Annotated in this window: 13 protein-coding genes; 9 read left to right on the forward strand and 4 right to left on the reverse strand. The window is 61.2% G+C overall.

The window, feature by feature from the left end; all coding sequences use genetic code 11:
* Positions 1 to 40 precede the first annotated feature (40 nt).
* Positions 41 to 1,270: an alpha/beta fold hydrolase gene (locus tag D8779_RS15955; protein ID WP_136665477.1), complete on the forward strand. Its 1,230-nt coding sequence runs from the start codon at positions 41 to 43 to the stop codon at positions 1,268 to 1,270.
* A gap of 87 nt (positions 1,271 to 1,357) precedes the next feature.
* On the opposite strand, the gene D8779_RS15960 is transcribed toward D8779_RS15955, so the two are convergent.
* Entirely contained in the window at positions 1,358 to 2,212 is an 855-nt protein-coding gene (locus D8779_RS15960; RefSeq protein ID WP_136665478.1) for a class I SAM-dependent methyltransferase, read from the reverse strand.
* Positions 2,213 to 2,331: 119 nt separating this feature from the next.
* On the opposite strand from D8779_RS15960, the gene D8779_RS15965 reads away from it, so the two are divergent.
* Positions 2,332 to 3,048, forward strand: a complete 717-nt coding sequence (locus D8779_RS15965) for a DNA-3-methyladenine glycosylase (RefSeq protein ID WP_136665479.1) — start codon at positions 2,332 to 2,334, stop codon at positions 3,046 to 3,048.
* Positions 3,045 to 4,361 (forward strand): bifunctional DedA family/phosphatase PAP2 family protein, encoded by a 1,317-nt coding sequence (locus tag D8779_RS15970; RefSeq protein ID WP_136665480.1) that lies wholly within the window; start codon positions 3,045 to 3,047, stop codon positions 4,359 to 4,361. Before D8779_RS15965 ends, D8779_RS15970 begins: the two co-directional genes overlap by 4 nt.
* Here D8779_RS15970 and D8779_RS15975 read toward each other — a convergent pair.
* The 3 genes from D8779_RS15975 to D8779_RS15985 are packed head-to-tail and all read right to left on the reverse strand — an operon-like array spanning position 4,355 to position 6,026.
* Positions 4,355 to 4,942 carry an LON peptidase substrate-binding domain-containing protein gene (locus tag D8779_RS15975; protein ID WP_136665481.1) on the reverse strand — a complete coding sequence of 196 codons (588 nt, stop codon included), beginning with the start codon at positions 4,940 to 4,942 and terminating at the stop codon, positions 4,355 to 4,357. The two genes, D8779_RS15970 and D8779_RS15975, sit on opposite strands and share 7 nt — an antisense overlap.
* Before the next feature lie 11 nt (positions 4,943 to 4,953).
* Positions 4,954 to 5,664: an LrgB family protein gene (locus D8779_RS15980; RefSeq protein ID WP_136665608.1), complete on the reverse strand. Its 711-nt coding sequence runs from the start codon at positions 5,662 to 5,664 to the stop codon at positions 4,954 to 4,956.
* Between the two features lie 2 nt (positions 5,665 to 5,666).
* Positions 5,667 to 6,026, reverse strand: a complete 360-nt coding sequence (locus D8779_RS15985) for a CidA/LrgA family protein (protein ID WP_136665482.1) — start codon at positions 6,024 to 6,026, stop codon at positions 5,667 to 5,669.
* Positions 6,027 to 6,242: 216 nt separating this feature from the next.
* On the opposite strand from D8779_RS15985, the gene D8779_RS15990 reads away from it, so the two are divergent.
* The 6 genes from D8779_RS15990 to D8779_RS16015 all read left to right on the forward strand — a co-directional run bounded on the left by D8779_RS15990 (position 6,243) and on the right by D8779_RS16015 (position 12,897).
* Positions 6,243 to 6,698 carry a MaoC family dehydratase gene (locus D8779_RS15990; RefSeq protein ID WP_136665483.1) on the forward strand — a complete coding sequence of 152 codons (456 nt, stop codon included), beginning with the start codon at positions 6,243 to 6,245 and terminating at the stop codon, positions 6,696 to 6,698.
* 139 nt (positions 6,699 to 6,837) lie between these two features.
* Positions 6,838 to 8,496: a C13 family peptidase gene (locus tag D8779_RS15995; RefSeq protein WP_136665484.1), complete on the forward strand. Its 1,659-nt coding sequence runs from the start codon at positions 6,838 to 6,840 to the stop codon at positions 8,494 to 8,496.
* Between the two features lie 61 nt (positions 8,497 to 8,557).
* Positions 8,558 to 9,199 carry an oxidoreductase gene (locus tag D8779_RS16000; protein WP_136665485.1) on the forward strand — a complete coding sequence of 214 codons (642 nt, stop codon included), beginning with the start codon at positions 8,558 to 8,560 and terminating at the stop codon, positions 9,197 to 9,199.
* Between the two features lie 15 nt (positions 9,200 to 9,214).
* Entirely contained in the window at positions 9,215 to 9,565 is a 351-nt protein-coding gene (locus tag D8779_RS16005) for a DUF5629 family protein (RefSeq protein ID WP_136665486.1), read from the forward strand.
* Positions 9,566 to 9,585: 20 nt separating this feature from the next.
* On the forward strand, positions 9,586 to 10,197 hold the full coding sequence (locus D8779_RS16010; protein WP_136665487.1) for a class I SAM-dependent methyltransferase: 612 nt from the start codon (positions 9,586 to 9,588) through the stop codon (positions 10,195 to 10,197).
* Between the two features lie 90 nt (positions 10,198 to 10,287).
* On the forward strand, positions 10,288 to 12,897 hold the full coding sequence (locus tag D8779_RS16015) for an EAL domain-containing protein (protein ID WP_136665488.1): 2,610 nt from the start codon (positions 10,288 to 10,290) through the stop codon (positions 12,895 to 12,897).
* Positions 12,898 to 12,902 lie beyond the last annotated feature (5 nt).

A 12,902-nucleotide genomic window follows, 5' to 3' on the forward strand; every position in this document is an offset into this window, starting at 1 on the left:
AAAAGAAAAACAGGCGGCCGAGTGCCAAGGCGGGACAAGCATGCACTACCGCACCGACTACAGCCCCGCGCACCTGAGCGAAGCCCCACAGGTGCTGCACCTCGGCGAACTGCGCCTGCATTACCAGGCTTATGCCCATCGCAGCCATGACCCACGTCCGCCGGTGCTGCTGCTGGGCGGCGCGTTCCAGAGCTTTCGCTCGTTTGCCAGCGAAGTCAGCGAGCTGCTTGAGCACCACCCCGTGATTCTGCTCGATTTGCCAAGCCAGGGCGGCAACCTGCAGCTGGCGCCACAGCTGAGCCTGGAGCAACTGGCTGACCTGATTGCCGTGTTCGCCGATGAACTGCAACTGCCCGCCCTGATGCCGATAGGTCTCTCATATGGCTCGGCTCTGGCCGCGTTGTTTGCCGCACGCCACCCGACACGGTGCGCCCGCGTGTTGCTGGCGGGCATTACCGCGTTCGGACGCCCCGGTGCGCGCCTGCTCTTACAAGAAGGCTTGGCCTTATTGGCCGAAGGCCGCACCGAAGCTTTTGCCCATGGCGCACTGACCGGCTTGCTCAACCCTTTACGCCTGCAGCAAACCGGCGTGGCACCGGTGTTTCGCAAAGCCCTGCTGCGGCAGATCCAACGCTTATCCGCAGCCGATATCGAACGCTACCGGCAGAACAGCCAGCGTCTTCTGGATTTTCCAGGGTTTGCCACGCACCCCAGCTGTCCGACCTTGGTGCTGGCCGGTGAATATGACCACTTCACCCAGCCCTGGGAGCACGCGCACTTTGCCGCGGCCTGCACTGACGCCAGCTGCGCCTTGATCCACAATGCCGATCACCTGGCACAATTCGAGCAGCGCGAGGCCTGCACCAACCTGTATCGCCCGTTTTTGCGCGGCGAAGCCCTGCCCAGCCGCAGCCCAGGCAGCAGCCTGCTGGCCAAACAGCAACTGCTGCAGCTGGACAAACGCCACGAGCCGCGCCTGCCGCCCAGCCAACGCCAGGCCCGCCTGCAACATGCTGATGGCGGCGAGTGGTCGGTAGATATCAGCGAGCTGGGCTTCTTCGGCGGGCTGCTGCACGCCGACCTGCCGCAAACGACCGACCTGCGCGGCTGGCAGTTGCTGTGCAAGGACTTGCCCGCTCAGCCGCTGCTGGCGCTGCGTCAGAATGAAAATGGCCTGGCCTTCGTTTTCCCACACAGCGATCAGCAGGCCAGCCAGGCGTTGGCGACGCAGTTCCAGTCACAGCCGCTACCGACCGCAGCCTGCGCCTAGGGTGGGTTAGCGGCAAACCGTTACATCTTGCCTACGCCGCGTAACCCACCGAACCTCAACCCCGGCTACACGCCCTGGCGCGGTCGCTTACACCCGCGCCTCAATTACCCGCACCAGCCCTGCGCTGCGCGATGGCGCCAGGCCAAGCGCCTGGCTTGTACGGCTCGGATCAAACACCACAACCTGGCTAAAGCCACACTTCTCAAAGCCCTGCACAATCGCCGGGTCATTGCGGTAGTGCAGCGGGTAGTTGCCGCGGGTCAGCCGGCCAATCAGCCCGACACCCCAGCGCAACTGACGGTAACGTGGATGCTCGCGCAGGTCGGGGTACAGCTCGGTGAGGTAAGTGGCCTGGGGGAACGCACGCAACTGTTCGGCCAGACGCGTCCAGAACGACTCGACCAGCGCCAGCTCGAAGTAATTCACCAGCCCTTCGGTAATCACCACCACCGGCTTGCTCTGATCCAGTTCGGCGAACAGCGCCGCCAAACAGTTCGCTCCTTCTTCGGCGAGAATATCTACCGCACGTACCTGATGCTGGCTGCCCAGCCAGCCTTCTGCATTCAGCAGCAGGCGCTTGCGCGCCGCCATCACCGGCAGATCCGCCTCGATATAACGCAGCTGCGGGTAACGCAGACTAAAGCGCCGACCGCGTGGCGATAGGCCGCAAGCAATCTCCACCACCTGACACACCCCGCCCTGCTCAATTGCCGCAGTCAGCTGGGCATCGATCTGCAAATGCCGCTGCAGCAGCAACTGCTCGATATCCAGGTCAAAGGCCATCCGCGCGCCCCAGGTAATCGGGCTGAGCAAACCATGCACAAAACGCCCAAACCGGGTGACAAAGGCCGTGTCCGCCAACTGATGGCGGTACCAGACATACCCGGTGTAGTGGGCGCTGGGGCTGATATGGGCGCTGCTGACGCGGGCACGTTCAGGCATGATTCAGGCTCTTATTGTTATTCTAGAGGCTATTAGCGCTTCATTCGTGAGCCGCGTAGCCGCGAACACAGCGCTAACAGACCCGCAGCCTATGCCCTGCCGAGTGACCGTGACATCGCATGCTAGCCGATCCCATCATTAGTTTGCCCTGGCCCCAGGGCCGCGCATTGCCAGCCAGCTTCTTCGACCGCGATGCATGCCTGCTCGCCCGCGAGCTGCTAGGCAAGATAATCCGCCATAAACAGGGCGAGCGCTGGCTAAGCGCGCGGATCATCGAAACCGAGGCTTACTACCTGAGTGAAAAAGGCAGCCATGCCTCACTGGGTTACACCCATAAACGGCGCGCGTTGTTTATGGATGGCGGGCATATCTATATGTACTACGCCCGCGGTGGTGACTCGCTGAACTTCAGCGCCAAGGGCCCGGGGAATGCGGTGCTGATTAAATCCGCCTTTCCCTGGCAAGACAGGCACAGTGACACGGATGCCTTGGCCCAGATGCAGGCCAACAACCCCGACGCCCAGGGCCGGCCGCGCACAATTCAAACCCTCTGCGCCGGGCAAACGCTGCTGTGTAAAGCCATGAACTTGAAGGTGCCCGACTGGGATGCGCAACACTTCGATGAACAGCGTTTGTTTGTTGAAGATATCGGCGAGCAGCCACAACAGATCGTGCAATGCGCGCGCCTGGGCATCCCCCATGGCCGTGACGAACAGCTGCCTTATCGTTTTGTCGACGCGGCCTTCGCGCGCCATTGCACACGCAACCCGTTGCGCCGCGGCCAACGCGCCGGTCAGGACTATCATTTACTCAACCCCACGGATGACCATCAATGAGCCAATGGTTCGACACCCTGACCTCCTGGCTAAGCGCCAACCCCGAATGGCTGGGCCTGGCTATTTTCTTACTGGCCTGCACTGAATGCCTGGCGATTGTCGGCATTCTGGTACCCGGCACCGTGCTGCTGTTTGCGGTTGCGGCTCTGGCAGGCAGCGGGGCGCTGGGCCTGGGGGAAACCTTGCTGCTGGCGTTTTTCGGTGGACTACTGGGCGATTGTCTGTCCTACGCCCTTGGGCGCTACTTCCATCAAGACATTGCTCGCCTGCCCGTGCTGCGCAACCACCCTCAATGGCTGAACAGCGCCCACGGCTACTTTGTTCGCTACGGTGTTGCCAGCCTACTGATCGGCCGCTTTATCGGCCCGCTGCGGCCCATGTTGCCGATGGTCGCCGGCATGTTTGACATGCCCTTCGGGCGTTTTTTTATCGTCAGCCTGCTGGCCGGAGTGGGATGGTCAATCGCCTACATGCTGCCCGGTTGGGCTACAGGCGCTGCGTTGCGTCTACCACTGCCAGAGGGCTTCTGGTCGCAGGCTGGGGCCATAGCAGCCGGTGTCGCACTGGTGGTGGGTATCAGCGTGCAAGGCAGCCTGCGCGGACAACGGCACACCAGCCTGCTGACCGCAGCGGCAAGTCTGGCTCTGTTGGCGGGGCTGATGTTCAGCTGGCCACACCTGAGCCAGCTCGATCAGGGCCTGCTGACGCTGGTGCAGGAACATCGCAAGCCGGCGCTGGACACGCTGATGGTGCTGGTTACCCGTCTCGGCGATATGCACACGCAACTGGCAGCCGCCGTGCTGCTGTGCATGATTCTGCTGGTTACCCGGCAGTGGCGCACGCTCTGCCTGGCCATTGGCATTCTGCTCGGCACAGCCCTGGCCAACGGCGCATTAAAGGCATTCTTCGCCCGCAGCCGCCCCGATGTGCTGTTGGAACCACTGGGCAGTTTCAGCTTCCCCAGCGGTCACAGCTCGGCAGCCTTCGCCTTCTTTCTGCTGCTCGGGGTGCTGGCAGGCCGTGGGCAACCGGCCCGCATGCGCCTGACCTGGCTGCTGCTGGCCAGCCTGCCCGCCGCGGCGATTGCTGGTTCGCGGATTTACCTAGGCGTGCATTGGCCCAGTGACATTATTGCCGGCGCCCTACTGGCCGCCTGTTTCTGCGCCCTGAGCTTAGCCTTGGTGCAATGGCGTGCGCCACTGCCAGCGTTGCCAGGGAAAGTGTGGTGGTTGTTGCTACCGGCGATTATCGCGCTGCTCGGCGGCATCACCACCTGGCAGCTGTCCGCCGGATTGCTGCTGTACCGTTACTGACGCTCGCCCTGCAACAGCTCCAGCAGCTGCTGCAAGCGCTCAAGACGTACGGGGGCTTCTGGCATTTCGAGTAGCTGCAGTTTCTGCTCGACCTCCAGTGGCAGTAGGTATGCCAACTGATTGGCCAATGCCTCTTGACCATCTGGCGTGCTCGGCATGCCCAGCGACGCTACCAGCGGGTGTGCGCTGAGCGCACCGAGCAGCGCAAGCAGATCGGCATGTTCGGCGGTCAAGGGCTGCTCAGGCGGCTCGTCCAGCCATTCGATCTCAGCCAGAGTCAGCTGATCCGGCAACACCTGAGCGCGCTGCACGCGAAAACGCCGCCCCCCTTCAACACGAATCCCAAGCAGCCCATTGGGGCGCTGCTCAAAGTCGCGCACGATTGCCTCGCAACCAATGGCCGAGAACTGCCCAGCAGCCTCCCCCACCTCTGCGCCCTCAATGATGCAGACCACACCAAAACCTTCGCCCTGCTTCATGCAGCGGCTGATCATGTCCAGATAACGCGCTTCGAATATCTGCAAATCCAGCATGCAGCCGGGAAACAATACGGTATTGAGTGGAAACAACGGCAGGGTCATACATACCTCTTTCATAGCCACAACAAAATCGCCAGCGGCAGCAATACGGCGGTGAATACGCCCATCAGGCTCATGGCCAGGGCTGAAAACGCGCCGCATTCTTCACCCTCCTGCAGCGCCCGCGCGGTGCCTACTGCATGTGCAGTCAGGCCCAGCGCCATGCCCAGCGCCGCCGGATGCTGCACGCCGAAGCGCTTGAGCAGGGACGGGCCGACGATGGCGCCAATGATCCCCGTGATCATCACAAATACCGCCGCCAACGCGGCAATCCCGCCAATCTGGTTAGCCACCAGCATGGCAATCGGCGACGTCACTGATTTAGGCGCCATGCTCATCAGCATGATGTGCTCGGCGCCGAAGGCCCAGGCCAGGGTAATCCCCAGCACCGTGGCGACTACACCGGCCACCAGCAAGGTGATCAGCGTCGGCCAGAACAGCTGACGGATGCGCCGCAAATTGACAAACAACGGGACCGCCAGCGCCACCGTGGTCGGCCCAAGAAACAGGGTCAGGGCCGCTGCGCTGTCTTTGTACTCGGCAAAAGTCAGCCCGCACGCCAGCAGAATACCGATCACCGCCAGCATCGACACCAACACCGGCTGCAGGAACACCCAACGGGTTTTCTCATAGGCGGCAATCGCCAACTGGTAAGCACCAAGAGTGATGCCCACACCGAAGAGGGGATGGTGGATCAGCGCCTGCCAGGCGGCCTGCCATTCCATTGTCATGCATCCTCCCGGCGCTGCTGGCGGTCGATCAACTTCTGCATCAGCCAGCCAGCGAACACAATCGAGATCAACAACGACAACAGCAGTGCGCCAACAATGGCCCAGAAGTCGGCGAAAATAGCTTCGGCATAGGCCATCACGCCTACCGCTGGCGGCACCAGCAGCAACGGCAGGTATTTCAGCAGGCTGCTGGAGGCTTGGTGCAGCGGTTCACCCACCTCACCGCGCAGCAGCAGAAAGCCGAACAGCAGCAACATGCCGATGATCGGCCCCGGCAGAATTGGAATCAGCAGGACATTCAGCGCAGTGCCGAGCAACTGGCACAGCACCAGCCAGGAAAGGCCGCGTAACAGCATGACGGGTAATCTCCGAATCGTATGATGCCAGACGCAATGCCGCGCATTATAAGCAGATGCGCCCGGCAAGGGCCGGTTTACAGCGGTCGCGCAGCACTCACGGCAGCTTGCCGCGCACGCACGAGGCACTTGACCCTGCGACAAACCCATGATGATCTTAGGGCAGAAGGATTTACGCCCCAAAAAAAACAACACTCGCGTCTTCAAGGAGAAACCATGACATCAGTACCCGCCGCCGAACTGCCCAGCTATATCGGTAAAGAGCTCGGTCGTTCCGAATGGCTGACCATCGACCAGGATCGTATCAACCAGTTTGCTGAATGCACCGGCGATCACCAGTTCATCCACGTAGACCCAGAAAAAGCCAAGCTCACCCCTTTCGGCTCCACCATCGCACATGGTTTCCTTTCGTTGTCGCTGGTGCCCAAGCTGATGGAAGGCATCATGATCATGCCTAAAGGACTGAAGATGGCCGTCAACTATGGCCTGGACAGCGTGCGCTTTATCCAGCCAGTGAAGGTCAACTCCAAGGTGCGCCTGGTGGTCAACTTGACCGATGCCACCGAGAAGAACCCCGGCCAGTGGCTGCTTAAAGCCAAGGTCGTACTGGAGATTGAAGGCTCGGAAAAACCTGCTTATATCGCCGAACCACTGACCCTCTGCTTCGTCTGATCGCAGCCGCCGAACCAAGGCGCACAGGCAAATGCCTGTGCGCCTTTTCTATTTCATGTACCTGCCGGTGCGCTCAATCACGGTACTTAGAGCGCTTTAAGGCATACTCGGCAACGACCTCCCAGCCTGGATTCTCTGCATGCGCCCTCTCTCCCTCCTGGCCCCACTGAGCCTCGCCCTGCTGCTGATCGCCTGTGGTGATAGCGAACCCTTGCTGCCGCCCGACGCAGTGCTGCCTGATGGCGGGCGCTACCGTGGCGAGGTTGTAGACGGCCTGCTGCAAGGTCCTGGCCGCTTGGATTACAGCGACGGCAGCTACTACCAGGGGCCGTTCAAGGACGGTCAATTCAGCGGCCTGGGCGAATGGCGCAGCAAGCACGGCGAGCTCTATACCGGCGAATTCCAGCGCGGCGATTTTCATGGCCAGGGCAGCCTCACCTACAGCGATGGCAGTCGCTATGAGGGCGGTTTTGCCAACGGCATGCCCAGCGGTGAAGGTCACCTGAAAAGCAGCCAACTGGAATACCGCGGCGAGTTCAGCAAGGGGCAATACAACGGGCTGGGCAAGCTGCAGTGGAGCAACGGCGCCAGCTTCCAGGGCCAGTTCAAGAAAGGCGAGCCCGACGGCCAGGGCGTACTGACCGACGCCGAAGGCAATGAGTACGTCGGTACATTCGACAACAGCCAACTCAATGGCCAGGGCAGCTTCAAGAGCCTGGGCGGCGATCTCTACAGTGGCCAGTTCCGCGACAACCAGTTCCACGGCAAGGGCCGCTATCAGAGCGCCGATGGCGATGTCTGGAGCGGGCGCTTCGCCCATGGCAGCCTGACTGGCAAAGGCGAATTCAAGGGCAGCGACGGCAGCCATTATGCCGGCCTGTTCAGTGATTGGAGTTACCACGGCGAGGGACGCCTGAGCCTGGCCGATGGCAGCCAGCAGAGCGGCACCTGGCAGAACGGCCGGCTGATTCGTGACGCTCAAGGCAATGCCATACCCGACGCACTGGCCACCGGCCTGCTGGAACAAGGCCGACTGCTCGATGCTGCCATCGCCAAACTGCCCGCCTCAACGCCTGCCATCGAGCTGTATGCCCTGACCCTGGCAGGCGATGGCAAGCAGAGCGTGTTTATGCGCGAAGCCGATTATGTCGGCAACCTGCTGCAGGAGCGCTTCGCTGCCCACGGCCTGATCACCCTGGTCAACCACCGCGACCACCTAGCCGATCGCCCGCTGGCCACCAGTGCCAGCCTGAGCCGCAGTGTTCAGGCCCTGGCTGAACGCAGCGGTGAGGAAGACCTGATATTTATCTACCTGACCAGCCATGGCTCAGCCCAGCATGAACTGAACCTCGACCAGCCGCGCATGCAGCTTGACGACCTGCCCGCCAGCGAACTGGCAGCGCTGCTCGAACCGCTGAAGGATCGGCACAAGGTGCTGGTGATTTCGGCCTGCTACTCCGGCGGATTTATCCCCAAGCTACAGGATGAAAAGACCCTGGTGATCACCGCTGCGCGGGCCGACCGGGTGTCCTTCGGCTGCTCGGAAGAGAACGATTTCACCTACTTCGGTCGCGCCCTGTTTGCCGAGGCCCTGCAACAGACCGACGACCTGCAACGCGCCTTCACATTGGCCAAGGCCAGCGTCGCCGAACGTGAAAAAACCGATGGCTTTGAGCCGTCAGAACCGCAGATCTGGCCCGCCAAAGCGGTGCTTGCACAGTGGCGCAAACTGCGCGAGCAGCAGGCTGAGCGCGCCCTTAACACTGCACTTGAGGTGCAATCTGCGGTCAACCCCTAACAGCCATGCGCGTACCCAACAGCCTGATAAGCTGATTAATATCAGCGGAGAACTCCACACTATGTATTTGACGCCCCAGCACATCCTTCTCGCAGGCGCCACCGGCCTAACTGGCGAGCACCTGCTGGACCGCTTGCTGAACGAGCCCACGGTCGCTCGCGTGCTGGCCCCCAGCCGCCGCCCACTGGCCGCGCACGCACACCTGGAAAACCCGCAGGGCGAACTGCTGACCTTGCTGCCGCAACTCGACGGCAAGGTCGATACCGCCTTCTGCTGCCTGGGCACCACCATTAAGCAGGCCGGCTCGCAGGAAGCCTTTCGCGCAGTCGACCATGACCTGGTGATCGCTTTTGCCACGCGCGCTCGCGCGCTTGGCGCGCGCCACCTACTGGTGATCAGCGCCCTCGGCGCAGACGCCAATTCCACGGTGTTCTACAACAAGGTCAAAGGTGAAATGGAACAGGCCCTGCGCGCGCAGAATTGGCCGCAGCTGACCATCGTTCGCCCATCGCTGCTGCTCGGGGCGCGCCAGGATTTTCGCCTCGGCGAGCGTCTTGCCGCACCGTTTATGCGCTGGCTACCGGGCAAATACCGCGGCATCGAAGCCACCGTCCTGGCCCGCGCCCTGTGGCGGCTGGCGCTGGAAGAGGGCTCTGGCACCCGAGTGATCGAATCAGACCAACTGCGCCGTCTCGGCCGCTAACAGAAGAGTCTATTTATGAGCACCACCGCGCACGACCTGATCACCGCCCTGAGCCAGGCAGATATGCTGGAAATCGACGATTTGCATGCCTGGCAGTTCAGCCTGAACGCCGAACAACTGGCGCAGCACCAGGCCGGTAGCCCGCCGGCTGGCGACGCGCCCCTGCTGAGCATCGAATGCATGGATGGTCGCGCCTTACGTAAGTGGCATTTCAGCCTGAGCCAGGTAATGGCCGCACGCTTCGATGGTGAAGCCGACGCCTGGGTTATCGACGGCACCAGCAGCCCGCACCGGATCAAATGTTTTGCCGCCACCAGTGGCGACAACAATGACCAACCGGACGACGCCAGCAACGACGCTGATTAAGTACCAACCGAGGCAACACCGTGGGCATGTATGACCGCTACCTACTACCGCACCTGATCGACTTCGCCTGCGGCATGGGCGCGGTGATGAAAGCCCGCTCGCAACTGGTGCCCCAGGCCCATGGCCGGGTGCTGGAGATCGGCATTGGCAGCGGCCTTAACCTGGCCTTCTACGACGCCGCCAAGGTCAGCATTATTATCGGCGTAGACCCCAGCGCCGATATGCAGAAACTGGCCAAGCAACGCGCCGCTGCCATCAGTATTCCGGTAGAGATGATTGCCCTCGAACTCGGGCAGATCCAGGCAGAAGACGCCAGCTTCGACAGCATCGTCTGCACTTTTACCCTGTGCACCATCCCCGACGCCGTGGCCGCGCTGAAAGAAATGCGCCGTGTGCTCAAACCCGGCGGCCGTCTGCTGTTTTGCGAACACGGCATGGCCCCGGAACTGCCCGTGCTGCGCTGGCAGAATCGCCTGACCCCGCTGTGGAAGCCATTAGCTGGTGGCTGCCACCTCAATCGCGACATCAAAGCACTGATCACGGCGGGCGGCTTTCAGATTGGCGAGCTGAGCAACCGCTACCTCAAGGGCCCGAGGCCCATGACCTATATCTACCAAGGCTGGGCCGAGTAACCCCTAGCTAATTGCCAGCATCCGTCTGCGCCGAGGCCATATTCTGACTATCGTTAGTCCATGGACTACCGAATGGAAGTTGGCCCACGCATGAAGCGCCTGTTACACCCCCTGCTCGCTCGCTGGCTTCTCTCGCTAAGCGCCTTAACCTTGATGGTTCAGGCCGCCTGGGCTGAACCGCGCCAGGTCAGTGTTGGCGTATACGCCAATGAGCCGAAACTGCTCCTGGGCACTGATGGCAAGCTCTCCGGCATCCTTGGCGAGCTGCTTAACGAAATTGCCCGCCAAGAAAACTGGCAACTGAGGCCGGTGCCTTGCGAGTGGCAACACTGCCTGGAGCTGACGCAGCGCGGCCTCATCGATCTGATGCCCGACGTTGCCTTCAACGAGAATCGCGCCCTGGCTCTCGACTTCCATAAAATCCCCTCACTATTCAGCTGGTCGCAGCTGTACAGCGCAGAAAACCTGCAGCTCAGCTCAATTATCGACCTACAAGACCTGCGCATTGCCGTGCTGCAAGGCTCGGTGCAAGAACAATACCTGCAAGAGCTGTTGCACAGCTTTGGTCTGAAGGCCCAACTGATCGGCGTACAGAGCCTGCCGCAAGGTTTTGCGCAGGTTGCAGCAGGCCAGGCCGATGCGGTTGTGGCCAACCAGCGTTTTGGCGACTTCCATGCGCAGGAGTACCAGCTGCAAAACAGCTCGGTGATGTTCCTACCGGCACAGCTGTTCTACGCCACTCGCAAGGGCAGCAATGCCGACCTGCTGGCACGTATCGACAAGCACCTTCTGAACTGGCAAGACTCGCCCAACTCGGTGTACTACCAGATCCTGCAGCGCTGGGGTGGCGAGCGCCCTAGATTGCTGGTGCCGACCAGCGTGTGGTGGGGGCTGGCGGTCCTCACTGCGTTGTTAGTAGTGACCCTGGCGAGCGCCCTGCTGTTACGCCGCCAGATCAGAGACAAAACCCAACACCTGCAGGCCAGCGAGCAACGCCTAAACACCATTCTCGATAGCGTCGAAGCCTATATCTACATCAAGGATGAACAGCTGCGTTATCAGTACGCCAATCGCAAGGTGTGTGAGTTGTTCGGCCAGAACGTGCAGCAGGTCACCGGCAAGACCGATGAGCAGTTCTTCGATATCGACACGGCCACCAACCTGCATGAAAACGATCGCCGTGTACTCAAGCTCGGCGAGCGGGTCGAGACCGAAGAAATCAACCGCAGCCTGGACGGCAGCAGCGAGCGGGTCTTTCACTCGATCAAACTGCCTCTGCGCGATTGCAACGGCAAAATTTACGCCTTATGCGGCATTTCCACCGACATCTCCGAGCACAAAAAAAACCTGGAAAAGATCAACCAGCTGGCCTTCTACGACCCGCTCACTGGTCTGCCCAATCGCCGCCTGCTGCTAGATCGCCTGCACCAGGCGCTGGCTAAGCATGCGCGTGGCCTGCAACAGGGCGCGTTGTTGTTTATTGACCTGGATAACTTCAAAGACCTCAATGACACCCTCGGCCATGACATGGGCGACCAACTACTGCAGCAAGTGGCTGAGCGATTGAGCAATCACGTACGCGCCCAAGACACCCTGGCCCGTCTAGGCGGCGATGAATTTGTGCTGATGCTCGAAGGCCTTAACCTGAACCCTGCGCAGGCCGGACAACAGGTCGAAAATGTCGGTAAAAAGATCAACGCCGCACTGGCGGCGCCTTATGCCCTGAAAGGGCGCAGCCATATCAGCACAGCCAGTATCGGCATCGCGCTGTTCCCCAGTGAGCGCAGCACGGTTGATGAAGTGCTCAAGCGGGCCGACATGGCCATGTACCAGGCCAAGGCCGCCGGGCGCAACGCCTTGTGCTTCTTCGATCCAAAGATGCAGGCCGAGGTCAACGCCCGTGCTCGTCTGGAAGTCGACCTGCGCCACAGCCTCGGCCAGCGCGATTTTATTCTGCACTACCAGCCCCAAGTAGACGTAAACGGGCAACTGGTCGGCGCCGAAGCCCTGGTCCGCTGGCAACACCCCACACGCGGTTTGGTGCCACCAGCCGAGTTCATCCCGTTGGCAGAAAGCACCGGGCTGATTCTGCCCCTGGGCCGCCTGATTCTGCACAGTGCTTGCCTGCAACTGGTGGCCTGGGCCGCACACCCACAGCTGGCCCAGCTCACCCTGGCCGTTAACGTCAGTGCGCGGCAATTCCACCACCCCGATTTTGTTGAGGATGTCATTGCCGCCCTGACAGAAAGCGGCGCGAACCCTCAGCGATTGGAACTGGAGCTGACCGAAAGCCAGCTGGTGGAGGATGTGGAAACACTGATCGGCAAGATGAGCCAACTGAAAGCGCGCGGCGTGCTCCTGGCGCTGGATGACTTTGGCGCCGGCTACTCCTCGCTCAACTACCTCAAGCGTCTACCGTTGGATCAGCTGAAGATTGACCAATCCTTCGTCCATGACCTGCTCGAACACACCAGTGACGCCGCCATCGTCCGCACCATCCTGGCGCTGGGCGCCAACCTCAACCTGGCAGTCACCGCCGAGGGTGTAGAAACCCAGGAGCAGTACGATGCATTGCAGCACATGGGCTGCAGGCGCTTTCAAGGTTATTTGTTCGCTAAGCCAGGGCCGGCGCACGCCCTTGAGCACTGGCCGGTGGCCGCGACCTGGCAGAACAAGGGTGCTCGTATTCCGGATGCTTGAGCGGA

It is taken from the genome of Pseudomonas leptonychotis (genome assembly GCF_004920405.1).
GTDB lineage: Bacteria > Pseudomonadota > Gammaproteobacteria > Pseudomonadales > Pseudomonadaceae > Aquipseudomonas > Aquipseudomonas leptonychotis.